Genomic DNA, 24,122 nt, shown 5'->3' on the forward strand with positions numbered 1-24,122 from the left:
GCATTCATGCGTCATTACGAAATCATCTTTCTGGTCCACCCTGACCAGAGCGAGCAAGTCGGCGGCATGGTTGAGCGTTACACCAAGCTGATCGAAGAAGACGGCGGCAAAATCCACCGTCTGGAAGACTGGGGCCGTCGTCAACTGGCCTACGCAATCAACAATGTTCACAAGGCTCACTACGTGATGCTGAACGTTGAGTGCACTGGCAAGGCCCTGGCCGAGCTGGAAGACAACTTCCGCTACAACGATGCAGTGATCCGTAACCTGGTCATCCGTCGCGACGAAGCCGTTACCGGCCAGTCCGAGATGCTCAAGGCTGAAGAAAACCGCAGTGAGCGCCGTGAGCGTCGCGACCGTCCTGAGCACTCCGACGCTGATGGCGTTGAGGGTGATGACAGCGACAACAGCGATAACGCTGACGAGTAATCCACGGACCTTTTAAGGAGCCTATCAAATGGCACGTTTCTTCCGTCGTCGTAAATTCTGCCGCTTCACCGCTGAAGACGTGAAAGAGATCGATTACAAAGATCTCAACACTCTGAAAGCCTACGTATCCGAGACCGGCAAAATCGTTCCAAGCCGCATCACCGGTACCAAAGCTCGTTATCAGCGTCAGCTGGCCACCGCTATCAAGCGCGCCCGCTTCCTGGCCCTGCTGGCCTACACCGACAGCCACGGCCGCTGAGACCGGGCAGTCGACAAGTAGCAAAGGATTGAATGCATGCGTGCCTTAGCTGAGTTCATCATGCGAGGCCGTATGCAGGCCACTCTCGTGGTGGCCGGATGTGCAACATTGCCGTTGTTGTATTGGTTGGGTGCTGCCGCCGGGAGCCTGGTGCTTCTGCGGCGCGGACTGACGGACGCCATTGGCGTCCTGTCCCTAGGGCTGCTGCCGGCATTGATCTGGTGGCTGTATGCCGATGATCCACGGGCACTTCTGGTGCTGCTGGGGTCTTCGGGGCTTGCGTTGGTGTTGCGCGCAAGCGAATCCTGGGTTCGCACGCTGCTGGTCAGCGTAGTGATTGGAGTGGTGTTTTCAGTGGTGCTCGGGGCAGCGTTTGCGGCCCAGATCGAGATGCTCGCGCAGGCCTTGATAAAGGTCATGCCGGCGCTTCTTGGTGAAACCTACAAGCAATTGTCGGTCGATGAGCAAGCGCGCTTCGCGTCCCTGATTGCACCAGTCCTGACCGGACTGATTGCGGCTCTGTTGCAGATCGTCAGCGTGCTGAGCCTGATTGTCGGGCGGCATTGGCAGGCGTTGTTGTACAACCCGGGTGGTTTTGGTCGCGAGTTTCGCGCCATCCGGATCCCGCTGGGGCCGGCGATGTTGCTGCTGGCGTTGATGCTTCTGGGCCCGAATCTCGGTGCACAGATGGCCATGTTGACGCCGTTGTGCAGTGTACCGCTGGTGTTCGCCGGACTCGCCCTGATTCACGGGCTGGTCGGGCAGAAGCGACTGGCCGGTTTCTGGCTGGTGGGGTTGTACGTCACGCTGCTGTTGTTCATGCAGCTGCTCTATCCGTTGCTCGTGGTTCTGGCCATTGTCGACAGCCTGATTGATTTTCGCGGTCGTCACGCGTCGAAAGACACCGATAACGCGAACGGTGAAGGTTAAAAGTTAAGAGGATTTCCACATGCAACTGATCCTTCTGGAAAAAATCGCCAACCTGGGCAACCTGGGCGACAAAGTAAACGTTAAGGCCGGTTACGGCCGTAACTACCTGCTGCCTTTCGGCAAGGCTACCGCTGCGACCGCTGCCAACCTGGCTGCGTTCGAAGAGCGTCGTGCCGAGCTGGAAAAAGCTGCCGCAGACCGTAAAGCATCGGCTGAAAGCCGTGCTGCCCAACTGGCCGAGCTGGAAGTGACCATCACTGCCACCGCTGGCGACGAAGGCAAGCTGTTCGGTTCGATCGGTACTCACGACATCGCTGACGCACTGACCGCTTCCGGCGTTGAAGTGCAGAAGAGCGAAGTTCGTCTGCCGAACGGCACCATCCGCAACGTGGGTGAATTCGACGTGGCTGTGCACCTGCACGCCGAAGTTGAAGCCACCGTACGCGTTGTCGTGGTAGCAGCTTAAGCAATACTTGTCGGCTGGCACCCTCGGGTGCTTGCCGGTAACATCGGGCACGATCCTGTTTACAGGTCGTGCCCTTTGTCTTTCTGGTAATCCCGTTTTCAAACCTGACTCCAAGTGGCCATGAACGAAATCACCGCTCCCGAGCAATACGATCTGCAAACCGCCGCGCTGAAAGTGCCGCCGCATTCCATCGAGGCCGAACAGGCCGTACTCGGTGGTCTGATGCTGGACAACAACGCCTGGGAACGCGTGCTCGATCAAGTCTCCGATGGCGATTTTTACCGACATGACCACCGTCTGATCTTCCGTGCGATCGCCAAACTGGCCGATCAGAACATGCCGATCGACGTCGTGACCCTGGCCGAGCAATTGGACAAGGAAGGTCAGACGTCTCAGGTCGGCGGCCTCGGTTACCTCGGCGAGCTGGCGAAAAACACGCCGTCCGTCGCCAACATCAAGGCCTATGCGCAGATCGTTCGCCAGCGGGCGACGTTGCGCCAGTTGATCGGTATCAGCACCGAAATTGCCGACGCCGCCTTCAACCCTGAAGGCCGTACAGCCGAAGAGATCCTCGACGAAGCCGAACGGCAGATCTTCCAGATCGCCGAGGCGCGGCCGAAGACCGGCGGCCCGGTGGGGGTCAACGAACTGTTGACCAAGGCCATCGATCGCATCGACACCTTGTTCAACACCGCCGACGCAATCACCGGTCTGTCCACCGGTTATACCGACCTCGACGAGAAGACCAGTGGCCTTCAGCCGTCCGACCTGATCATCGTCGCCGGCCGTCCGTCGATGGGTAAAACCACCTTCGCCATGAACCTGGTGGAAAACGCCGTACTGCGCAGCGACAAGGCGGTGCTGGTGTACTCCCTCGAGATGCCAGGTGAATCGCTGATCATGCGTATGCTCTCGTCCCTCGGTCGTATCGATCAGACCAAGGTGCGTTCCGGCCAACTCGAAGACGACGACTGGCCGCGCCTGACCTCAGCGGTCAACCTGCTCAACGATCGCAAGCTGTTCATCGACGACACCGCCGGCATCAGCCCGTCGGAAATGCGTGCGCGGACCCGGCGCCTGGTGCGCGAGCACGGCGACATCGGTCTGATCATGATCGACTATCTGCAGTTGATGCAGATTCCGGGTTCGAGCGGTGACAACCGGACCAACGAGATTTCCGAGATCTCCCGATCCCTGAAAGCCCTGGCCAAGGAATTCAACTGCCCGGTGGTGGCGCTGTCGCAGCTCAACCGTTCCCTGGAACAACGTCCCAACAAGCGCCCGGTGAACTCCGACTTGCGGGAATCCGGAGCGATCGAGCAGGACGCCGACGTCATCATGTTCGTGTACCGGGACGAGGTGTATCACCCGGAGACCGAGCACAAGGGCATCGCCGAAATCATCATCGGCAAGCAGCGGAACGGCCCGATCGGCTTTATCCGCCTGGCCTTTATCGGTAAGTACACCCGCTTCGAAAACCTTGCGCCGGGCAGTTACAACTTCGACGACGACGAGTAAATTCTTCATCGTTTGAGCTGACGCCTTCGCGAGCAAGCCCGCTCCCACACCTGGAATGCATTCAAATGTGGGAGCGGGCTTGCTCGCGAATGGGCGTGGCGCAATTTCCGACCACAGCCGTCGGAATTGGTCAAAATTTGTGCTATATTCCGCGCCCGCGAAATTCAATGAAAGCCAACACCGGTTATCGACATGCAAGCAGCCAAGCCGTTATTTGACTATCCAAAGTACTGGGCCGAATGTTTCGGGCCAGCGCCATTCCTGCCGATGAGCAGGGAGGAGATGGATCAGCTCGGCTGGGATTCCTGCGACATCATCATCGTCACTGGTGATGCCTACGTCGATCACCCGTCGTTCGGCATGGCGATCATCGGCCGGCTGCTGGAGTCCCAGGGCTTCCGCGTCGGGATCATTGCCCAGCCGAACTGGCAGTCCAAAGACGACTTCATGAAGCTCGGCGAGCCGAACCTGTTCTTCGGCGTCGCGGCCGGCAACATGGACTCGATGATCAACCGCTACACCGCGGACAAGAAAATCCGTTCCGACGACGCCTATACCCCGGGTGGCATGGCGGGCAAACGTCCGGATCGCGCGAGTCTGGTCTACAGCCAGCGCTGCAAGGAAGCCTACAAACACGTGCCGATCGTCCTCGGCGGCATCGAAGCTTCGCTGCGCCGCATCGCCCACTACGACTACTGGCAGGATCGTGTACGCAACTCGATCCTGATCGACGCCAGCGCCGACATTCTGCTGTACGGCAACGCCGAGCGCGCCATCGTCGAAGTGGCCCAGCGTCTGTCCTACGGGCACAAGATCGAAGACATCACCGACGTGCGCGGCACCGCGTTCATCCGTCGTGACACGCCGCAGGGCTGGTACGAAGTCGATTCCACGCGCATCGACCGTCCGGGCAAGGTCGACAAGATCATCAACCCGTACGTCAACACCCAGGACACCCAGGCCTGCGCCATCGAGCAAGAGAAGGGCCCGGTGGATGATCCCGAGGAAGCCAAGGTCGTACAGATCCTGGCCAGCCCGCGCATGACCCGCGACAAGACCGTGATCCGCCTGCCGTCGATGGAAAAGGTGCGTAACGACCCGGTCCTGTACGCCCACGCCAACCGCGTGCTGCACCTGGAAACCAACCCGGGTAACGCCCGCGCGCTGGTGCAGAAACATGGCGAGATCGACGTCTGGTTCAACCCGCCGCCGATTCCGATGACCACTGAAGAAATGGACTACGTGTTCGGCATGCCTTACGCACGGGTTCCGCACCCGGCGTACGGCAAGGAGAAGATTCCGGCCTACGACATGATCCGTTTCTCGGTGAACATCATGCGTGGCTGCTTCGGCGGCTGTACCTTCTGCTCGATCACCGAGCACGAAGGCCGGATCATCCAGAACCGATCCGAAGAGTCGATCATTCGCGAAATCGAAGAGATCCGCGACAAGGTCCCGGGCTTCACCGGCGTCATCTCCGACCTCGGTGGCCCGACCGCGAACATGTACCGCATCGCCTGCAAGAGCCCGGAAATCGAATCCGCGTGCCGCAAGCCGTCCTGCGTGTTCCCGGGCATCTGCCCGAACCTGAACACCGACCACTCGTCGCTGATTCAGCTGTACCGCAGTGCCCGTGCCCTGCCGGGTGTGAAGAAGATCCTGATCGCCTCCGGCCTGCGTTACGACCTCGCGGTTGAATCGCCGGAGTACGTCAAAGAGCTGGTGACCCACCACGTCGGCGGTTACCTGAAGATCGCCCCGGAACACACCGAGGAAGGTCCGCTCAACCAGATGATGAAACCGGGCATTGGTAGCTATGACAAGTTCAAGCGCATGTTCGAGAAGTACACCAAGGAAGCAGGCAAAGAGCAGTACCTGATCCCGTACTTCATCGCCGCGCACCCGGGCACCACCGACGAAGACATGATGAACCTGGCGCTGTGGCTCAAGGGCAATGGTTTCCGTGCCGACCAGGTGCAGGCGTTCTACCCGTCGCCGATGGCCACCGCCACCGCGATGTACCACTCGGGCAAGAACCCGCTGCGCAAGGTCACCTACAAGAGCGACGGCGTGACCATCGTCAAGAGCGAAGAGCAGCGTCGTCTGCACAAGGCGTTCTTGCGTTATCACGACCCGAAAGGCTGGCCGATGCTGCGCGAAGCGTTGATTCGCATGGGACGTGGTGACCTGATCGGTCCGGGCAAGGATCAGTTGATTCCGCTGCATCAACCGGCCACCGACAGCTACCAGAGCGCCCGTCGCAAGAACTCGACGCCGGCCGGCAGCCACAAGGTCGCGAAAGAGAAGACCACCAGGATTCTCACCCAGCACAACGGCCTGCCGCCGCGTGCCAGCGACGGTGGCAATCCTTGGGACAAGCGTGAACAAGCCAAGGCTGCGGCATTCGCCCGCAACCAGCAGGCGGCCAAGGAGCGCAAGGAAGCAGCCAAGGGCAAGGGGCCGAAACCGGCTCGCAAGCCAGTCGTTCCGCGCTAAGTCGCTTTTTGTTTCAACAGAACGCCAACCTTCGGGTTGGCGTTTTGCATTTCAGGGTTCAAGAAGTGTGCTGAAACGACTGGCCCTTTCGCGAGCAAGCCCGCTCCCACAGTTGGAATGCGGTCTCCTGTGGGAGCGAGCTTGCTCGCGAAGGCGTCATCTCAGGCGCCGCATCTACCACTGCCGCCACATTTAGGCGCAACTTCCTCGAACCATTTCCCCGCATCGCCCGATTTTGGTGCTGTACTGCCCTGAGCATTCCGGGAAAGCGCCCAAGCCCTTGCATGGCATAAGTCTTGCGCGCTTTCGAATACGCTTAGGCTCGCAGGAGGCACGCCGTGTCGATTCATGTCGCATTGCATCACGTCACGCATTACCGCTACGACCGCGCTGTCGAACTCGGCCCGCAGATCGTACGCCTGCGTCCGGCCGCCCACAGCCGCACGCGGATTCTTTCGTATGCGCTGAAGGTCTCGCCCGAGCAGCATTTCATCAACTGGCAGCAAGACCCGCAGGGTAACTACCTCGCGCGTCTGGTGTTCCCCGAGAAAACCGACGAGTTGCGCATCGAGGTCGACCTGCTGGCCGAGATGGCGGTGTTCAATCCGTTCGACTTCTTCCTCGAACCCTATGCCGAGAAAATCCCCTTCACTTACGCCGCAGATGAACGCAAGGAATTGGCGCCGTACCTCGAAACTCTGCCGCTGACCCCGGCATTCAAAGCCTATCTGGACGGGATCGACCGTACGCCGCTGCCCGCCGTGGATTTCCTGGTGATGCTCAACCAGCGTCTCAGCGAAGACATTCGCTACCTGATTCGCATGGAGCCGGGCGTGCAGACCCCGGAACACACCCTCGAACATGCGTCCGGCTCCTGCCGCGACTCGGCGTGGCTGCTGGTGCAACTGCTGCGCAACCTCGGGCTGGCCGCGCGGTTCGTCTCCGGTTATCTGATTCAACTGACCGCCGACGTGAAGAGCCTCGACGGTCCGTCCGGTACCGAAGTGGACTTCACTGATCTGCACGCGTGGTGCGAGGTGTACTTGCCGGGCGCTGGCTGGATCGGTCTGGATGCTACGTCCGGATTGTTCGCCGGCGAAGGGCATATCCCGCTGGCCTGCAGCCCCGATCCATCCTCAGCCGCGCCGATCAGTGGTCTGGTCGAGCCGTGCGAATGCCAGTTCAGCCACGAAATGTCGGTGGAGCGCATCTGGGAAGCGCCACGGGTGACCAAGCCCTATACCGATGAGCAGTGGCTGGCGATTCAGGCGCTGGGCCGACAGATCGATGCCGACCTGCTCAAAGACGATGTGCGCCTGACCATGGGCGGCGAGCCGACCTTCGTCTCCATCGACGACCCCGATGGCGCCGAGTGGAACACCGCCGCGCTGGGCCCGGACAAGCGCCGCCTCTCCGCCGAACTGTTCCAGCGCATGCGCCAGCACTATGCGCCGAAAGGTCTGGTGCATTTCGGTCAGGGCAAGTGGTACCCGGGCGAGCAATTGCCGCGCTGGTCGCTCAACTGCTATTGGCGCCGCGATGGCGTGCCGATCTGGCACAACAGCGCGCTGATCGCCGATGAGCAGCAGGACTACGGCGCCGATGGCGAACTGGCGGGACGCTTTCTCGCGAGTGTTGCCGAACGCCTGAAACTGCCTGCTCGTTTCGTGTTTCCAGCCTACGAAGACAATTTTTATTACCTCTGGCGTGAGGGCGCATTGCCGAGCAACGTCAGCGCTGAAGACTCGCGTCTTGAAGAACCGCTGGAGCGTGCGCGTCTGCGCAAGGTTTTCGCTCAGGGGCTGGATAAAGTAATCGGCAAGGTGCTACCGCTGGCCCGCACTGCCAAGGGTGATCAATGGCAGAGCGGGCGCTGGTATCTGCGCGACGAGCATTGCCGACTGGTGCCGGGGGATTCGCCGTTGGGTTATCGCTTGCCACTCGGTTCACAGCCGTGGGTGAAGGCCGCCGAGTATCCGTTCATTCATCCCAACGATCCGAATCAGGACTTTCCCGAGCTGCCGGACACCGCGCAGCTCAACAGTCATGCCGAACCCGCCGCAGCCGCCGAACGTGCGCCGAAAATCGACGAGTCCGCCGACTGGCTGACCCGCACCGCCTTCTGTGCCGAGGCCCGCGAAGGGCGTCTGTATCTATTCATGCCGCCGCTGGAGCGGGTCGAGGACTATCTGGAACTGGTGGCGGCCATCGAAGCCACCGCCGAAGAGCTGCATTGCCCGGTGCTGCTGGAAGGTTACGAGCCGCCGAGCGATCCGCGCCTGAGCAACTTCCGCATCACCCCGGACCCGGGCGTGATCGAGGTCAACGTGCAGCCGTCGGCGACTTGGGACGAACTGGTCGAACGCACCGAGTTTCTCTATGAACAGGCGCGGCAGACCCGCCTGACCACCGAGAAATTCATGATCGACGGGCGCCATACCGGCACCGGCGGCGGCAACCATTTCGTCCTCGGTGGCGCGACCCCGGCAGACTCACCATTCCTGCGCCGCCCGGACCTGCTGCGCAGCCTGATCAGTTACTGGCACAACCACCCGTCGCTGTCCTACCTGTTTTCCGGCTTGTTCATCGGCCCGACCTCGCAGGCGCCGCGGGTCGATGAAGCGCGCAACGACGCCTTGTACGAACTGGAAATCGCCTTCGCGCAGATGCCTGAACCGGGCGAAGCGTGTGCGCCGTGGCTGGTGGATCGCCTGCTGCGCAATCTGCTGATCGACGTCACCGGCAACACCCATCGTGCCGAGTTCTGCATCGACAAACTGTATTCGCCGGATGGCGCTACCGGGCGCCTTGGCCTGTTGGAGCTGCGCGCCTTCGAAATGCCGCCGCATGCGCGGATGAGCCTGGCTCAGCAGTTGTTGCTGCGTGCGCTGGTTGCGCGATTCTGGCGCGAGCCCTATGCGCCGCCGAAACTGGCGCGCTGGGGCACCGAGCTGCACGACCGCTTCATGCTGCCGCACTTTATCGAGCAGGATTTCGCCGACGTCATCGTTGAACTGAACAACGCCGGTTATCCATTGCGCGCCGAGTGGTTCGCTGCGCATCTGGAGTTCCGTTTTCCCAAGGTCGGCGATTACGCGGTCAGCGGCATCGAGATGGAGCTGCGCCAGGCGCTGGAACCTTGGCATGTACTGGGCGAGGAGGGTACGGCGGGCGGCACGGTGCGTTATGTCGATTCGTCGCTGGAGCGTTTGCAGATCAAGCTCAGCGGCTTGCCGCCGCAGCGCTATCTGCTGACCTGCAACGGTATTCCGCTGCCGCTGCAACCGACCGGGCGCATCGGTGAGTTCGTCGCCGGCGTGCGCTTTCGGGCCTGGCAACCGGCCAACTGCCTGCAACCGACCATCCCGGTGCACGCGCCGCTGGTGTTCGACCTGCTCGACACCTGGATGCAGCGTTCGCTGGGCGGTTGCCAGTACCACGTGGCGCACCCGGGCGGGCGCAATTACGAGACGTTACCGGTCAATGCCAACGAAGCTGAGAGCCGGCGCATGGCGCGGTTTTTCCGCATCGGACACACGCCGGGGAAACTTCCGATACCGAACCTGGCAATCTCCGACGAGCTGCCGATGACGCTCGATTTGCGACGTTTCTAAGTCCTGCACGACATGCGGATTTTTCGTATATCCGCACGTCATGTGCCTGCGTTAGTCTGACCGTTCCCTGCTGTCTGCCGAGCTTTCCATGCCTGACCTGCTAGACCGCTACCCGCTGACCGCGGGCACTTATCACGAACTGCTGAATGACAGCGGGGAAGTGCGCCCGCACTGGCGGCGGCTGTTCGATCAATTGCAGCGCAGCACCCCGGCGCAACTGGTGCAGCGGCAGGCGTTGCTGGCCCGGCAGATTCAGGAAAACGGCGTGACCTACAACGTCTATGCCGATCCCAAGGGCGCCGACCGTCCGTGGGAGCTGGACCTTCTGCCGCACGTGATCGCTGCTGACGAGTGGCAGCAACTGTCGACGGGGATTGCCCAGCGAGCACGCCTGCTCAATGCGGTACTGGCCGATCTGTACGGGCCGCAGCGGCTGATCAGCGAAGGGTTGTTACCGGCGGAGCTGGTGTTCGGCCACAACAATTTTCTCTGGCCGTGTCAGGGCATCGCGCCACCGGAAGATGCCTTTCTGCATCTATACGCCGTGGATCTGGCGCGCACACCGGACGGGCGCTGGTGGGTCACGGCGGATCGTACTCAGGCGCCGTCGGGCGCGGGGTATGCGTTGGAAAATCGCACCATTGTGTCGCGCGCCTTTCCCGAGTTGTACCGCGATCTGAAAGTGCAGCATCTGGCTGGGTTCTTCCGCACCCTGCAGGAAACCCTCGCGCGTCAGGCACCGTGTGCTGACGACGCGCCGCTGGTGGTGTTGCTCACGCCCGGGCGCTTCAACGAAAGCTATTTCGAACACCTTTATCTGGCACGCCAGCTCGGATACCCGCTGGTGGAGGGCGGCGACCTCACCGTGCGCGATGCCACGGTGTACCTGAAAACCCTCAGTGGTCTGCGCCGGGTGCACGCGATCATGCGCCGGCTCGACGATGACTTCTGCGACCCGCTGGAGCTGCGCACCGATTCGGCACTTGGTGTGCCTGGCCTGCTGGAAGCGGTGCGTCAGGGCCGGGTGCTGGTGGCCAATGCGTTGGGCAGCGGCGTGCTGGAGTCGCCGGGGTTGCTTGGATTTCTGCCGAAGATCAATCAGTACCTGTTCGGCGAAGAACTGCTGCTGCCGTCCATCGCCACCTGGTGGTGCGGCGAGGCGCCAGTGCTGGCGCAGGCGTTGGAAAAGCTTCCCGAGCTGCTGATCAAACCGGCTTTTCCCTCGCAAAGCTTCGCCCCGGTATTCGGCCGCGATCTGAGTGAACAACAGCGCCAGGCACTCGCCGAGCGCATGCAGGCGCGGCCATACGCGTATGTCGCGCAAGAGTTGGCGCAGCTGTCCCAGGCGCCGATCTGGCAGGCCGAAGACGGCCAACTGCAACCGCGAGCGATCGGCATGCGCGTGTACGCGGTGGCCAGTGGTGACGGCTATCGCGTATTGCCCGGTGGGCTGACCCGGGTCGCCGCCGATGCCGATGCCGAAGTGGTGTCGATGCAGCGCGGTGGCGCGAGCAAGGACACTTGGGTGCTGGGCGAGCGTGCGCCGAGCGGCGAACAATGGAAAACCCAGCGCAACGTCGGCGTACACGATCTGGTGCGCCGCGATCCTTATCTGCCCTCGAGGGTGGTGGAAAACCTGTTCTGGTTCGGTCGTTACTGCGAGCGTTGTGACGACAGTGCGCGACTGCTGCGGATCATGCTCGCGCGGTATGTCGATGGCGATGATCCGCAAGCCTTGCAGGCGGCCGTGGAGCTGGGCGAGCGGCTGATGTTGCTGCCGGAGGAGGGTGAGCTGCCGGAGCGGCTGCTGGCGGCGCTGCTCGGCGAGGACTGGTCGTTCAGCCTGCGCTCCAACCTGCAGCGCTTGCAGTGGGCGGCCTCGCAGGTGCGCGGCAAGCTTTCACGGGAAAACTGGCAGGCGTTGGTCGAGTTGCAGCGCGAGGCAATGGAGCTGGACACCGAAGAGCCGGATTTCGGTGAGTTGCTGGATTTCCTCAATCGGCTGGTGATGTCGCTGGCGGCGCTCTCGGGTTTCGCGCTCGACGACATGACTCGCGACGAAGGCTGGCGCTTTTTGATGATCGGCCGGCGCATCGAGCGGTTGCAGTTTCTCAGCAGCAGTCTGGCGGCGTTTCTGCGCGGCGCCGGGGCGTTCGATCAGGCGGGGCTGGAATGGCTGCTGGAGCTGGGCAACAGCAGCATCACCTACCGTTCGCGGTATCTGGCGGTGGCGCAGTTGGTTCCGGTGCTCGACCTGTTGCTGCTGGATGAGCAGAACCCGCACGCGGTGTTGTTCCAGTTGAAACTGGTGACCCGCACTTTGAAACGCTTGAACGATGATTTCGGCGTACCTCGCGAGGCCGGGCTGCCGCAATTGGTCGAGCGTCTGGCGCGGTTCGATCTGGGCTGTCTGGAGAACCCGCTGTTCGGGGAAAACAGCGTGCGTGCCGCGCTCGATGGTCTGGCGGATCTGCTGCAAGAGATTGCCGAAGCCAGCGGTCAGGTGTCCGATCGTCTGGCGCTGCGCCATTTTGCCCATGTCGATGATGTCAGCCAGCGCACGGTGTCCGTCTGATGAGCGCCCATTACCAGATCTTCCACGACACCTGTTACCACTACGACAGCCCGGTTTCGCTGGCACAGCAATTGGCGCACCTATGGCCGCGTGAGTGCACGTGGCAACGCTGCATCGAGCAGCAATTGCTGATCAGCCCGCAGCCGACGACGCGGCGGGATGAGCTGGACGTGTTCGGCAATCCGCTGACCCGACTGGCCTTCGAGCGCCCGCATGATGAGTTGCAGGTCAACGCCCGGCTCACGGTTGAGGTGCTGGCGCGGCCACTGGCGGATTTCAGTCTGTCCCCGGCGTGGGAGCAGACGCGCAACGCGCTGACCTACAGCAGTCAGCCGTTGTCCGCCGAAATGCTCGAGGCTTGTCGCTATCGGTTTCAGTCACCCTACGTGCATTTGAAACGCAGTTTCGTCGAATTTTCGGAAAGCTGTTTTCCACCGGGAAGGCCCTTGTTGCTGGGCGTGCAGGCGTTGATGCAGAAGATTTTCAGCGAATTCACCTTCGATGCCGAGGCCACGCAAGTGGCGACGCCGCTGGTCGAGGTGCTGGAGCGCCGGCGTGGCGTGTGTCAGGACTTCGCGCATCTGATGCTCGCTTGCGTGCGCTCGCGAGGGCTGGCAGCGCGCTACATCAGTGGTTATCTGCTGACCCAACCGCCGCCGGGACAGCCACGGCTGATCGGCGCCGACGCGTCGCATGCCTGGGTGTCGGTGTTCTGTCCGGTACTCGGGTGGGTGGATTTCGATCCGACCAACAATGTGCAGCCGGCGCTGGAGCACATCACCCTGGCGTGGGGTCGGGATTTTTCCGATGTGTCGCCGTTGCGCGGGGTGATTCTGGGGGGCGGCAGTCACGACCCGGAGGTCCGCGTCACGGTGATGCCATTGGAATAACACAGCACCCCATGTGGGAGCGGGCTTGCTCGCGAAGGCGATGTGTCAGTTACATCAATGTTGAAGGTGAAGACGCCTTCGCGAGCAAGCCCGCTCCCACAGGAGGTCGTATCGTGTTCGGAAAACGGGGAGGGCTGTGAGAGCCAGCGGCTGAGCCGCCAGCCCCGTCACAAATCCGCAGGGTCTGACTCGATCATCAAACCCGGTGGGGCTCAGGCGTCGGGCGCCTGGTCTTTCGGTGCATCAACATCAACATCGTCATCAGTCGCCACTTCCCCGTCAGGGTTCAGTGCCGCTTCTTCAGCCTGCTGTTTCTTGCGCTGAAGCTTTTCCTCTTTCTTCTTTTCCTTTTCCAGGTCTCGTTGACGTTTGGCGAAGGAGTAATTGGGTTTGGCCATGGGCGATCCTCTGGGGTCGAAGGTGAGGTTGAGCGGCGCGTATTCTGCCCTGTATCGGTGCCCGGCGGTTAGCCGGGTTTTTGGTCGACCCACTTGGGCGTGACGGTCGGCTTCCAGTTATCCAGGGCGTCGAGCAGCGATTGTGCTGATTCGCTCACTTGCAGCATGTCACGGTGTGGGGCGCGAACGAAGCCTTCGCCGACGATATGGTCAAGAAAAGCCGTGAGTTTGCTGTAGAAACCGTTCACCTCAAGCAGCCCCAGCGGTTTGCCGTGGTAGCCGAGCTGGCCCCAGGTCCAGACTTCGAACAGCTCTTCCAGCGTGCCGAGGCCGCCGGGCAACGCGATGAACGCATCGCTCAACTCGGCCATGCGCGCCTTGCGCGCGTGCATGCCATCGACGACTTCGAGACGGGTCAGGCTTTTGTGGCCGATTTCCTTGTCCATCAGGCTTTGCGGGATGATCCCGATCACCTCGCCGCCGGCGGCCAGTGCGGCGTCCGCCACCAGGCCCATCAGGCCCACGGCACCACCGCCGTAAACCAGCGTCAGCTGGCGCTCGGCGAGTGCCCGGCCAAGGGCTTGGGCGGCTTCGGTATAAGCCGGATCAGTGCCGGCGTTGGCACCGCAAAATACACAAACGGATTTGAGAGACATGCCTTCCTCCTGGGTCAATCCGTCACAGGGTAATGGCTGGCACGTCTTGATCCAAGGGCTAAGCTTCGCGTTCTGGCGATTCAAAGGTACCGCTTGCGCCACAGGCGTAGGCGGCGAGCAAACTGCACAACAGACCGTTAAAGAACATGACAGGCACTCCGTTTCAGTAGATGCGCCGATCATAGGCCCGACCCGGGATTATCGCCGGTAGATTGTTTCGATGAGTGTCATAGCCTGAAAGTTGTATACAATTTTTGACTCAAGTCATAGGAACTTGCGAAGATTTCAGGCAGTCTTTCCACCATTAGTGTTTTTGTTAACCCTGCCTTGGAGATTCACCATGTTTTCCAAAGTTGTTGCGGTATCCCTGCTGGCGCTGGCCAGCAGCCAATTGATGGCTGCCGAGTGCAAAACCACCGTTGATTCCACCGACCAGATGTCCTTCAACACCAAGGAGATCGTGATCGACAAGAGCTGCAAGACCTTCACCGTCGAACTGACCCACTCTGGCAGCCTGCCGAAGAACGTCATGGGTCATAACCTGGTGGTCAGCAAAACCGCTGACATGCAGCCGATCGCCACCGACGGCCTGGCCGCTGGCATCGACAAGAACTACCTGAAAGACGGCGACGAGCGCGTTATCGCTCACACCAAGATCATCGGTGCCGGCGAGAAAGACACGCTGACCATTGATGTATCGAAGCTGACTGCCGGTACCGATTACGGCTTCTTCTGCTCCTTCCCGGGCCACATCTCGATGATGAAAGGCACCATTGCTGTGAAGTAAGCAGGTTCACCGCGTTATCGTTCTTCGCGAGCAGGCTCGCTCCCACAGGTTCGCGCCGTCAATGTGGGAGCGAGCCTGCTCGCGAAGAGGCCATGAGCATCGACAGGTGAACTGGCCAAAGAAAAGCCCGCTGAGGATCGCTCCTCAGCGGGCTTTTTCATTCGGTCGCCGATCAAGGCGCGAACGGCATGACCCGCTTGTGATGGGTCTTGTTGTAGGTGCTGACGATGATGTCGAACGCTTCCTGACGCACCGGCTCGCCGTGCAGGAAGGCATCAATCTCGGCGTAGGTTACGCCGTGCGAGGCTTCGTCCGGTTTGCCCGGCGACAGGTCTTCCAGATCCGCGGTCGGCACTTTTTCCACCAGCGATTCCGGTGCGCCAAAGCTGCGGGCGATCGCCCGGACCTGGTTTTTCACCAGACCGCTGAGCGGGGCCAGGTCGCAGGCGCCGTCACCGAACTTGGTGAAGAAGCCCATCACCGCTTCCGCCGCGTGGTCGGTGCCGATCACCAGACCGTGCGCGGCGCCGGCGATGGTGTACTGGGCGACCATGCGCATCCGCGCCTTGGTGTTGCCGAGGACGAAATCCACCGACACCGCATGTTTGCCTTCGAACGCCGCCACTTCCTTGGCCAGTGATTTGACCGCCGGGCCGATGTTCACCGTGTGGCGTTCGTCCGGAGCGATGAAGTCCACCGACGCCTGGGCGTCGTGCTCGTCGAACTGGGTTTCGTACGGCAGGCGCACGGCGATGAACTTGTAGGCGTCGTCGCCGGTGCGCTCGCGCAGCTCACGCATGGCGCGCTGGGCCAGCAGGCCGGCGGTCAGCGAGTCGACACCGCCGCTGATGCCCAGCACAAGGGTTTTGAGGCCGGAATTGACCAGGCAATCCTGGATAAAGGTGATGCGCCGGGCGACTTCCGCTTCGAGGGCCTGATGCCCGGCGAATGGCGGTTGCACCTTGAGCTGTTCAGCAATCTCACGCTGTACGGCTTGCATGAATTCACTCCTTGCTAGATAGACTGGAATCGGCAGGAACCTGGAACACATGTCGCAAATAGGCGACGAAATTCGGGTCTTTGCAGTGGGTCTTGCCGGGCTCGTCGGAGATCTTCGCCACCGGCTGGCCGTTGCAGGCGGTCATTTTAAGCACGATGCTCATCGGTTCGACACCCGGAATGTCACAGGTCAGGTTGGTGCCGATGCCAAAGCTGACGTTGATCCGCCCGTGCAGCGCGCGGAAGATCTCCAGCGACTTCGGCAGGGTCAGGCTGTCGGAGAACACCAGGGTCTTGCTCATCGGGTCGATGCCGAGCTTGTGATAGTGGGCGATGCATTTTTCGCCCCACTGCACCGGATCCCCTGAATCGTGGCGCAGACCATCGAAGAGCTTGGCGAAGAACAGGTCGAAGTCGCCGAGAAACGCGTCGGTGGTGATGCAATCGGTGAGAGCAATCCCCAGCAGGCCACGGTATTCGCGCACCCAGCAGTCGAGCGCGGCGATCTGGCTGTCGATCAAGCGTGGGCCGAGTTGCTGGTGGGCCATGATCCATTCATGGGCCATGGTACCCAGCGGTTTCATGTCCAGCTCGCGGGACAAGTGCACATTGCTGGTGCCGACAAAGCGCCCGGGGAAATCGTGCTTGAGCACGTTGACCACTTCTTCCTGCACGCGGTACGAGAAGCGCCGGCGGGTGCCGAAATCGGCGACCTGCAATTGCGCCAGTTCGTCGGCCGAGGCATTGGCGCTGAGCCAGTCGAACTTGCGATACAGCTGTTCCCGCGCCTGCACCAGTTCGATTTCCCGGTAGCGATAGCGGTTGCGCACTTCGCTGACGATCGCCAGCAGCGGCACTTCGTAGAGGATCACATGCAGCCACGGGCCACGCAGACGGATGAACAGTTCGCCGTTCTCGATGCCGGTGTGCAGGTAGCGCAGGTTGAAGCGGAACAGGCCGAGAAAGCGCAGGAAATCCGGTTTGAGGAAGGTGATGCGCTCGAGAAAGCTCAACTGGTCGGCACTCAGGCTCAGCTCGGCCAGCCGCTCGATCTGGTAGCGAATCTCGGCCAGATACGGCCGCAGATCTTCGCTGTTACGGCAACGAAACTCCCATTCGACTTCGACGTTGGGGTAGTTGTGCAGCACCGCCTGCATCATCGTCAGTTTGTAGAAGTCGGTGTCGAGCAGGTTCTGCACGATGCGATCGGCAAACACACTCTCGCTCATAAACGGGGTCTCCAGGTGCACCGCGCGGTTGCGCGGGATCAATCAATGACGCTAGTGGCGCATATCAGCGGTGGGGATTGCCAGCATTTTTTAAGAGCGTCGAGATCAACTGTGGGAGCGGGCTTGCTCGCGAATGCGGTGCATCAGTCCCATTTGAATTGACTGACCCACCGCATTCGCGAGCAAGCCCGCTCCCACAGGGTCGTGAAAACTCTATATCGGCGTCAGATCCGGGCTGTCGATCTGCTCCAGCATCCACTTCACAAAATCCCGCACCTTCGGCACTTCCGCCGCATGTTCCGGGTAGGCCAGGTAATAGGCGTCGGAACTGGGCATTGCATGCTGCCAGGGAATGACCAGTTTGCCGTCGGCCAATTCCTCTTCCACCAGAAACCGTGGCAACAACGCGACGCCGCAGCCGACCTGAGCGGCGCGGATGCACATGTAAAAGGTTTCGAAACGCGGGCCGTGATAGCTGTGTTCGGTGTGGTAACCCTGACTGTCGAACCAGTCATGCCAGGCCTGTGGGCGCGAGGCGTTTTGCAGCAGCACCAGATCGGTCAGTTGCGTCGGGTCGGTGAAGGGCTGATCCGGCAGGCTGCCGGGCGCACAGACCGGTACCAGCTCTTCGCCGAACAGCTTCAGGCATTCGGTGCCGGGCCGTGAGCTCTGGCCGAAATAGAACGCCAGATCGCTGCGACCCTGCAGCAAGTCATCGGCCTCCTGCTCGTTGCACAAGTCGAGATGGATCGACGGATGGCGCAGACGCCAGCCCTTCAGACGCGGTACCAGCCAACGAGCGCCGAAGGTCGAGGGTGTAGAGACACGCAGGACTTCGGTCTCGCCGCCGTAGGAACGCAGGTAATGCGTGGACATTTCCACCTGAGTGAGGATTTTTCGGACTTCCACCAGGTACAAATCCCCGGCCGGGGTCATCTGCAAACGCCGACGCACCCGACGGAACAACAAGTGCTGCAACAATTCCTCAAGCTGCGCGACCTGTTTGCTGACGGCACTCTGCGTCAGGTTCAGCTCTTCGGCGGCCCGGGTGAAGCTCAGGTGCCGGGTCACGGCCTCGAAGCACTGCAACGCGGTGATCGATGGCAGGTGGCGTTTATTCAGCATGGGTGATCCCTTTTTCTTGTCTTTCTGTGCGCAGCATGAATAAACGGAATGATATCTCGCGTAAAGGTCGTTTGTTGCCTCGCCTTCGGGAAGCTACAACTAAAGGCCTGCCCGGTCGCGAAAATGCGTCCGCACACATTCTGTTTTTCGCTTGAGGAGTGACCCATGGTTGCCGCATTGCTTGATCGTCTTGGTGTGAACCCGGCCCTGTACCAGAACGGCAAAGTGCCGGTGCATTCGCCCATCGACGGCAGCCGCATCGCCGCCGTGAACTGGGAAGGCCCGGCCGAAGTCGAGCAGCACATCAGTCGCGCAGATCATGCTTTCGAGCTGTGGCGCAAGGTGCCGGCCCCGCGTCGCGGCGAACTGGTGCGTCAGTTCGGCGAAGTGCTGCGTGAGTACAAGGCTGACCTCGGCGAACTGGTGTCGTGGGAGGCGGGCAAGATCACTCAGGAAGGCCTCGGTGAAGTGCAGGAGATGATCGACATCTGCGACTTCGCCGTCGGCCTGTCGCGTCAGTTGTACGGTTTGACCATCGCCTCCGAGCGCCCGGGCCACCACATGCGTGAAACCTGGCATCCGCTGGGCGTGGTCGGCGTGATCAGCGCGTTCAACTTCCCGGTCGCGGTGTGGGCGTGGAACACCACGTTGGCGCTGGTCTGCGGTAACCCGGTGGTGTGGAAGCCGTCGGAGAAAACCCCGCTGACCGCACTGGCCTGTCAGGCGCTGTTCGACCGTGTGGTGAAGAATTTCAGCGATGCGCCGGCGCACCTGTGCCAAGTGATCATCGGTGGCCGTGACGCTGGCGAAGCGCTGGTGGATGACCCGCGTGTTGCGCTGATCAGCGCCACCGGCAGCACCCGCATGGGCCGCGAAGTGGCGCCGAAAGTCGCCGCACGTTTCGCCCGCAGCATTCTCGAACTGGGCGGCAACAACGCGATGATCCTCGGCCCGAGCGCCGACCTAGACATGGCTGTACGCGCCATTCTGTTCAGTGCGGTCGGTACTGCCGGGCAGCGTTGCACCACCCTGCGGCGGCTGATTGCCCATGAATCAGTGAAGGAAGAAATCGTCACCCGCCTCAAAGCCGCGTACGCCAAAGTGCGCATCGGTCATCCGCTGGAAGGCAATCTGGTCGGCCCGCTGATCGACAAACACAGCTTCGAAAACATGCAGGACGCGCTGGAGCAGGCACTGAGCGAGGGCGGTCGGGTGTTCGGCGGCAAGCGTCAGCTCGAAGAGCAGTTCCCCAACGCCTACTACGTGTCGCCGGCCATTGTCGAAATGCCAGAGCAGAGCGACGTGGTCTGCAGCGAAACCTTTGCGCCGATCCTCTACGTGGTCGGCTACAGCGACTTCCAGGAAGCGCTGCGCTTGAACAATGCGGTGCCGCAGGGCCTGTCGTCGTGCATCTTCACTACCGACGTGCGCGAGGCCGAGCAGTTCATGTCGGCGGTTGGCAGCGACTGCGGCATCGCCAACGTCAACATCGGCCCGAGCGGCGCGGAAATTGGCGGCGCGTTTGGTGGCGAGAAGGAGACAGGCGGCGGTCGTGAGTCGGGCTCCGACGCCTGGCGCGCGTACATGCGCCGCCAGACCAATACCGTGAACTACTCGCTGGAGTTGCCGCTGGCGCAGGGCATTACCTTCGACTGAGTTTGGAATGAAGCAGATCCCCTGTGGGAGCGGGCTTGCTCGCGAAAGCGGTGGGTCAGTCGACACAGATGTTGGCTGAAACACCGCTTTCGCGAGCAAGCCCGCTCCCACAGGATCAACAGTGTGTTTGGCAGGTTTCTGTTGGAGTCTGGCAATGCCGTTACGCGAAGAATGTCTGTGGGAAAAGCTCACGCCGCAGCGCCCGGATAACACCGCGCTCAAGAGTGAGGTCAAAGTCGATGTCTGCATGATCGGCGCCGGGTTTACCGGGTTGTCGGCGGCGCTGCATCTGTTGGAAAAAGGCAAAAGCGTCTGCGTGCTCGAAGCGCATCGTGCCGGGCATGGCGGTTCCGGACGCAACGTCGGGCTGGTCAACGCCGGCATGTGGATCCCGCCGGACGAGATCGAGGCCGGATTCGGCGAAGCGGTCGGCAGTCAACTCAACCGCATGCTCGGGGCGGCGCCGGCGCTGGTGTTCAGCCTTGTGGATAAATACAACATCGATTGCCAGTTGCGCCGCGAAGGCACCCTGCACATGGCGCACAACGCCAAGGGCGAAGCGGATCTGCGCAGTCGCGAGCAACAATGGAAGCGCCGCGGGGCGCCGGTCGAGTTGCTCACCGGCAAGGCCTGCGAGCAAGCCACCGGCACGCAGAAGATTGCCGCCGCGCTGCTCGATCGCCGCGCCGGTACGCTCAACCCGATGGCCTATGTCACCGGCCTGGCCAACGCGGTGAAGGGCCTGGGCGGGCAGATGTTCGATCACTCGGCAGTGACCCGTCTCGAACGCGTGGGCCAGCTATGGTCGGTGCAGACCGAGCTAGGTTCGGTACTCGCCGAGCAAGTGGTGATAGCCTCGAACGCCTACACCGAGGGCGACTGGACCGAACTCAAGCGCAACTTCTTCCCCGGTTACTACTATCAGGTCGCTTCGGTGCCGCTGACCGAAGACGCCGCCCATGACATCCTCCCCGGCGGGCAGGGCTCGTGGGACACGCGCCAAGTGCTGAGCAGCATCCGTCGTGACAAGGACGGCCGGTTGTTGCTCGGCAGTCTGGGCAACGGCAATCAGAAACCCACCTGGTTCCTCAAGGCCTGGGCCGACCGGGTGCAGCAACACTACTTCCCCAACCTGAAACCGGTGGAATGGGAATGCACCTGGACCGGGCGCATCGCCTTCACCCCCGATCACCTGATGCGCCTGTTCGAACCGGCGCCGGGACTGGTGGCCGTCACCGGTTACAACGGTCGTGGCGTGACCACCGGCACTGTGGTCGGCAAAGCCTTCGCCGACTACCTGTGTGACGGAAATCCTCAAGCCCTGCCGATCCCCTTCGCACCGATGCAGCCCCTGGCCGGCGTCGGCCTGCGCAGTTGCCTGTACGAGGCCGGCTTCTCGCTGTATCACGCGGGCCAGTGCCTGCGCATCGTCATTTGAGTGTTGAAATATGTTGCCGGAAGCGGCGCTTTTCGGCGTAGCGACTAGCCTCTAATGGTGCGGGTTGTAGCAGTCCCGCACCAGCAGTGTGCAGTTCGGTGACGCGAGCTGTTACAGGCTGGTTGCACGTCGTTTGGTGCCGCGGTTGCAATGATGGCGCAAGCGGGTTGCGCCTCAGATTTAAAAAGGTTTCACCTTCCGCGGTTTAGACGGTTGCACGCCCAATGAAAATGGGAACGAAACAGTCGAAATAACAAGAAAGCAGCGACTTTTTGAAGAATAAAAAACCGATGGCACGGCGCTTGCTCAGAGCATTCAGTGAAGTGAAGTCGCAGTGCCAACTAAAAAAAACCTTGGAGCACCACCTCATGTCCCAGACGTTTTACAAGAAAGGCTTTCTGGCCCTCGCAGTAGCTACTGCGTTGGGTGTTTCTGCGTTTGCTCAAGCCGATGTGAAAATCGGTGTAGCGGGTCCAATGACTGGCGCCAACGCGGCATTTGGCGAGCAGTACATGAAGGGTGCACAGGCAGCGGCGGACGCGGTCAATGCGGCGGGCGGCGTCAACGGCGAGAAAATCGTACTGGTCAAGGGCGATGACGCCTGCGAACCGAAACAGGCAGTGACAGTCGCCAAGGATCTGGTCAACCAGAAGGTAGCCGGCGTGGTCGGTCACTTCTGCTCCTCTTCCACCATTCCCGCCTCGGAAATCTACGACGAAGCCGGCGTTATCGCGATCACCCCGGGTTCCACCAACCCGCAAGTGACCGAGCGCGGCCTGAGCGCCATGTTCCGTATGTGCGGGCGTGACGACCAGCAAGGCATCGTCGCGGGCGATTACATCGTCGACGTGCTCAAGGGCAAGAAAGTCGCCGTGCTGCACGACAAGGACACCTACGGTCAGGGCCTGGCCGATGCGACCAAGGCTCAACTGGAAAAACGTGGCGTGAAGCCGGTGCTGTATGAAGGCCTGACCCGCGGCGAGAAAGACTTCAGCGCCGTGGTCACCAAGATTCGTGCAGCCGGTGCCGACGTGGTCTACTTCGGCGGCCTGCACCCGGAAGCCGGCCCGCTGGTCAAGCAACTGCGTACCGAAGGCCTGAAAGACGTCAAGTTCATGTCTGATGACGGCATCGTCACCGACGAACTGGTGACCACCGCCGGTGGCCCGCAATACGTTGACGGCGTGCTGATGACCTTCGGCGCCGACCCTCGCCTGCTGCCAGACAGCAAGACGGTAGTGGACGCGTTCCGCAAGGCCGGCACCGAGCCTGAAGGCTACACCCTGTACGCCTACGCGTCGGTTCAGACCCTGGCGGCTGCCTTCAACGGCGCCAAGTCCAACAGTGGCGAAAAAGCCGCCGAGTGGCTCAAGGCCAACCCGGTGAAAACCGTCATGGGCGAGAAAGCCTGGGACAAGAAGGGCGACCTGAAAGTCTCTGACTATGTGGTTTACCAGTGGGACAAGGACGGCAAATACCATCAGCTGGAAAAACAGAAGTAAGGGCTGACGTGATCATCCGAACACCATGAACCCCTGTGGGAGCGGGCTTGCTCGCGAATGCGGGATGTCAGTCGCCATCAACGGTAGCTGATACACCGCTTTCGCGAGCAAGCCCGCTCCCACAGGAGGCGATGGTGTTCCGGGGGAACGTGTCTGCATTGCTCCGACGTAAATCTGTATTTTTCCTAGAAGAGCCGCCCGCTCCGGTGGGCAGGTTCTCATTGCGTGAGATTGCGTTATGGATGGTATTTTCCTGCAGCAACTGGTCAACGGCCTGACCCTCGGGTCGGTCTATGGCCTGATCGCCATCGGCTACACAATGGTCTACGGCATCATCGGCATGATCAACTTCGCCCACGGCGAGGTTTACATGATTTCCGCGTACCTCGCGGCAATCAGTCTGGCTCTGCTGGCTTACTTCGGTATCGAATCCTTCCCGCTGTTGATGCTTGGCACGCTGGTTTTCACTATCGTCGTCACCGGCGTTTATGGCTGGGTAATCGAACGCGTCGCTTACAAACCTCTGCGCAACTCCACTCGACTGGCACCGCTGATCAGTGCTATCGGTATCTCGCTGATCCTGCAGAACTACGCCCAGATCAGCCAGGGCGCCCGTCAACAGGGTGTTCCGACGCTGCTCACCGGTGCCTGGCGCATCGACGTCGGCAGCGGTTTCGTCCAACTGACCTACACCAAGATCTTCATTCTGGTCGCCGCATTTGTCGGCATGGGCCTGCTGACCTACGTGATCAAGTACACCAAGCTCGGCCGCATGTGCCGCGCCACCCAGCAAGACCGCAAGATGGCTTCGATCCTCGGGATCAACACCGACCGGGTGATTTCCTACGTGTTCATCATCGGTGCAGCAATGGCGGCGCTGGCCGGCGTGCTGATCACCATGAACTACGGCACGTTCGACTTCTACGCAGGCTTCGTCATCGGCATCAAGGCGTTCACCGCCGCCGTGCTTGGCGGGATCGGCTCACTGCCCGGCGCGATGCTCGGCGGGATCATTCTCGGGATCTCCGAGTCGCTGTTCTCGGGCCTGGTCAACTCCGACTACAAAGACGTGTTCAGCTTCTCGCTGCTCGTACTTGTTCTGGTCTTCCGGCCTCAGGGCCTGTTGGGCCGTCCTCTTGTGTCGAAGGTGTAAGC

General features: G+C 61.2%; 19 protein-coding genes. 14 read left to right on the forward strand and 5 right to left on the reverse strand.

Annotated features, from left to right (window positions below):
* The first annotated feature begins 6 nt into the window (after positions 1-6).
* From rpsF to VLA07_RS13440, 9 genes are all read left to right on the forward strand, one after another.
* A complete protein-coding gene (gene rpsF, locus VLA07_RS13400) occupies positions 7-429 on the forward strand; it encodes a 30S ribosomal protein S6 (protein ID WP_003221133.1) in 423 nt (140 codons plus the stop codon).
* 28 nt (positions 430-457) lie between these two features.
* Complete coding sequence (rpsR, locus tag VLA07_RS13405) at positions 458-688, forward strand: 30S ribosomal protein S18 (protein ID WP_002551829.1); 231 nt, start codon at positions 458-460, stop codon at positions 686-688.
* 36 nt (positions 689-724) lie between these two features.
* A complete protein-coding gene (locus VLA07_RS13410; RefSeq protein ID WP_333989422.1) occupies positions 725-1,618 on the forward strand; it encodes a hypothetical protein in 894 nt (297 codons plus the stop codon).
* A 19-nt stretch (positions 1,619-1,637) separates the two neighbouring features.
* Positions 1,638-2,084 carry a 50S ribosomal protein L9 gene (gene rplI / locus VLA07_RS13415; RefSeq protein ID WP_003221136.1) on the forward strand — a complete coding sequence of 149 codons (447 nt, stop codon included), beginning with the start codon at positions 1,638-1,640 and terminating at the stop codon, positions 2,082-2,084.
* Between the two features lie 120 nt (positions 2,085-2,204).
* The gene (gene dnaB, locus VLA07_RS13420) at positions 2,205-3,602 is read left to right on the forward strand and encodes a replicative DNA helicase (protein WP_003221138.1); all 1,398 of its coding nucleotides are present in this window, start codon (positions 2,205-2,207) and stop codon (positions 3,600-3,602) included.
* 192 nt (positions 3,603-3,794) lie between these two features.
* The gene (locus tag VLA07_RS13425; RefSeq protein WP_330207435.1) at positions 3,795-6,098 is read left to right on the forward strand and encodes a YgiQ family radical SAM protein; all 2,304 of its coding nucleotides are present in this window, start codon (positions 3,795-3,797) and stop codon (positions 6,096-6,098) included.
* 338 nt (positions 6,099-6,436) lie between these two features.
* A complete protein-coding gene (locus VLA07_RS13430; protein ID WP_333989423.1) occupies positions 6,437-9,712 on the forward strand; it encodes a transglutaminase family protein in 3,276 nt (1,091 codons plus the stop codon).
* Positions 9,713-9,800: 88 nt separating this feature from the next.
* Complete coding sequence (locus tag VLA07_RS13435; protein ID WP_333989424.1) at positions 9,801-12,287, forward strand: circularly permuted type 2 ATP-grasp protein; 2,487 nt, start codon at positions 9,801-9,803, stop codon at positions 12,285-12,287.
* The gene (locus VLA07_RS13440; RefSeq protein WP_247268692.1) at positions 12,287-13,177 is read left to right on the forward strand and encodes a transglutaminase family protein; all 891 of its coding nucleotides are present in this window, start codon (positions 12,287-12,289) and stop codon (positions 13,175-13,177) included. Before VLA07_RS13435 ends, VLA07_RS13440 begins: the two co-directional genes overlap by 1 nt.
* 212 nt (positions 13,178-13,389) lie before the next feature.
* Here VLA07_RS13440 and VLA07_RS13445 read toward each other — a convergent pair whose 3' ends face one another.
* Both VLA07_RS13445 and VLA07_RS13450 read right to left on the reverse strand, forming a co-directional pair.
* Positions 13,390-13,575: a hypothetical protein gene (locus tag VLA07_RS13445; RefSeq protein WP_007967464.1), complete on the reverse strand. Its 186-nt coding sequence runs from the start codon at positions 13,573-13,575 to the stop codon at positions 13,390-13,392.
* Between the two features lie 68 nt (positions 13,576-13,643).
* Positions 13,644-14,231: a TIGR00730 family Rossman fold protein gene (locus VLA07_RS13450; RefSeq protein WP_223007144.1), complete on the reverse strand. Its 588-nt coding sequence runs from the start codon at positions 14,229-14,231 to the stop codon at positions 13,644-13,646.
* A gap of 340 nt (positions 14,232-14,571) precedes the next feature.
* On the opposite strand from VLA07_RS13450, the gene azu reads away from it, so the two are divergent.
* A complete protein-coding gene (gene azu / locus VLA07_RS13455) occupies positions 14,572-15,018 on the forward strand; it encodes an azurin (RefSeq protein WP_098966950.1) in 447 nt (148 codons plus the stop codon).
* A gap of 172 nt (positions 15,019-15,190) precedes the next feature.
* Here azu and nadE read toward each other — a convergent pair whose 3' ends face one another.
* From nadE to VLA07_RS13470, 3 genes are all read right to left on the reverse strand, one after another.
* Positions 15,191-16,018: an ammonia-dependent NAD(+) synthetase gene (nadE, locus tag VLA07_RS13460; RefSeq protein ID WP_098966951.1), complete on the reverse strand. Its 828-nt coding sequence runs from the start codon at positions 16,016-16,018 to the stop codon at positions 15,191-15,193.
* Between the two features lie 4 nt (positions 16,019-16,022).
* Positions 16,023-17,246, reverse strand: coding sequence for a nicotinate phosphoribosyltransferase (gene pncB, locus VLA07_RS13465; RefSeq protein ID WP_003221154.1), 1,224 nt, complete (start codon positions 17,244-17,246; stop codon positions 16,023-16,025).
* A 213-nt stretch (positions 17,247-17,459) separates the two neighbouring features.
* Entirely contained in the window at positions 17,460-18,371 is a 912-nt protein-coding gene (locus tag VLA07_RS13470) for a LysR family transcriptional regulator (protein ID WP_247268694.1), read from the reverse strand.
* Between the two features lie 165 nt (positions 18,372-18,536).
* Here VLA07_RS13470 and amaB point away from each other — a divergent pair, with 165 nt between their 5' ends.
* The 4 genes from amaB to VLA07_RS13490 all read left to right on the forward strand — a co-directional run bounded on the left by amaB (position 18,537) and on the right by VLA07_RS13490 (position 24,120).
* Positions 18,537-20,027, forward strand: coding sequence for an L-piperidine-6-carboxylate dehydrogenase (gene amaB, locus VLA07_RS13475; protein WP_247268695.1), 1,491 nt, complete (start codon positions 18,537-18,539; stop codon positions 20,025-20,027).
* Between the two features lie 154 nt (positions 20,028-20,181).
* Positions 20,182-21,465 carry an L-pipecolate oxidase gene (amaA, locus tag VLA07_RS13480; RefSeq protein WP_247268696.1) on the forward strand — a complete coding sequence of 428 codons (1,284 nt, stop codon included), beginning with the start codon at positions 20,182-20,184 and terminating at the stop codon, positions 21,463-21,465.
* A gap of 368 nt (positions 21,466-21,833) precedes the next feature.
* On the forward strand, positions 21,834-22,967 hold the full coding sequence (locus VLA07_RS13485) for an ABC transporter substrate-binding protein (protein WP_027613531.1): 1,134 nt from the start codon (positions 21,834-21,836) through the stop codon (positions 22,965-22,967).
* Between the two features lie 238 nt (positions 22,968-23,205).
* Positions 23,206-24,120 carry an ABC transporter permease subunit gene (locus tag VLA07_RS13490; protein WP_027613532.1) on the forward strand — a complete coding sequence of 305 codons (915 nt, stop codon included), beginning with the start codon at positions 23,206-23,208 and terminating at the stop codon, positions 24,118-24,120.
* Positions 24,121-24,122 lie beyond the last annotated feature (2 nt).

Source organism: Pseudomonas sp. S3(2024), from assembly GCF_036861315.1.
GTDB lineage: Bacteria > Pseudomonadota > Gammaproteobacteria > Pseudomonadales > Pseudomonadaceae > Aquipseudomonas > Aquipseudomonas putida_A.

What these genes read in the sequence shown, in the direction of transcription:
- VLA07_RS13470 (WP_247268694.1), bottom strand. Translation starts at nt 18,371, where the DNA reads ATGCTGAATAAACGCCACCTGCCATCGATCACCGCGTTGCAGTGCTTC.
- pncB (WP_003221154.1), bottom strand. Translation starts at nt 17,246, where the DNA reads ATGAGCGAGAGTGTGTTTGCCGATCGCATCGTGCAGAACCTGCTCGAC.
- VLA07_RS13410 (WP_333989422.1), top strand. Translation starts at nt 725, where the DNA reads ATGCGTGCCTTAGCTGAGTTCATCATGCGAGGCCGTATGCAGGCCACT.
- amaA (WP_247268696.1), top strand. Translation starts at nt 20,182, where the DNA reads ATGCCGTTACGCGAAGAATGTCTGTGGGAAAAGCTCACGCCGCAGCGC.
- VLA07_RS13425 (WP_330207435.1), top strand. Translation starts at nt 3,795, where the DNA reads ATGCAAGCAGCCAAGCCGTTATTTGACTATCCAAAGTACTGGGCCGAA.
- amaB (WP_247268695.1), top strand. Translation starts at nt 18,537, where the DNA reads ATGGTTGCCGCATTGCTTGATCGTCTTGGTGTGAACCCGGCCCTGTAC.
- rpsR (WP_002551829.1), top strand. Translation starts at nt 458, where the DNA reads ATGGCACGTTTCTTCCGTCGTCGTAAATTCTGCCGCTTCACCGCTGAA.
- dnaB (WP_003221138.1), top strand. Translation starts at nt 2,205, where the DNA reads ATGAACGAAATCACCGCTCCCGAGCAATACGATCTGCAAACCGCCGCG.
- VLA07_RS13450 (WP_223007144.1), bottom strand. Translation starts at nt 14,231, where the DNA reads ATGTCTCTCAAATCCGTTTGTGTATTTTGCGGTGCCAACGCCGGCACT.
- VLA07_RS13440 (WP_247268692.1), top strand. Translation starts at nt 12,287, where the DNA reads ATGAGCGCCCATTACCAGATCTTCCACGACACCTGTTACCACTACGAC.
- azu (WP_098966950.1), top strand. Translation starts at nt 14,572, where the DNA reads ATGTTTTCCAAAGTTGTTGCGGTATCCCTGCTGGCGCTGGCCAGCAGC.
- rplI (WP_003221136.1), top strand. Translation starts at nt 1,638, where the DNA reads ATGCAACTGATCCTTCTGGAAAAAATCGCCAACCTGGGCAACCTGGGC.
- VLA07_RS13435 (WP_333989424.1), top strand. Translation starts at nt 9,801, where the DNA reads ATGCCTGACCTGCTAGACCGCTACCCGCTGACCGCGGGCACTTATCAC.
- VLA07_RS13485 (WP_027613531.1), top strand. Translation starts at nt 21,834, where the DNA reads ATGTCCCAGACGTTTTACAAGAAAGGCTTTCTGGCCCTCGCAGTAGCT.
- VLA07_RS13490 (WP_027613532.1), top strand. Translation starts at nt 23,206, where the DNA reads ATGGATGGTATTTTCCTGCAGCAACTGGTCAACGGCCTGACCCTCGGG.
- VLA07_RS13445 (WP_007967464.1), bottom strand. Translation starts at nt 13,575, where the DNA reads ATGGCCAAACCCAATTACTCCTTCGCCAAACGTCAACGAGACCTGGAA.
- nadE (WP_098966951.1), bottom strand. Translation starts at nt 16,018, where the DNA reads ATGCAAGCCGTACAGCGTGAGATTGCTGAACAGCTCAAGGTGCAACCG.
- rpsF (WP_003221133.1), top strand. Translation starts at nt 7, where the DNA reads ATGCGTCATTACGAAATCATCTTTCTGGTCCACCCTGACCAGAGCGAG.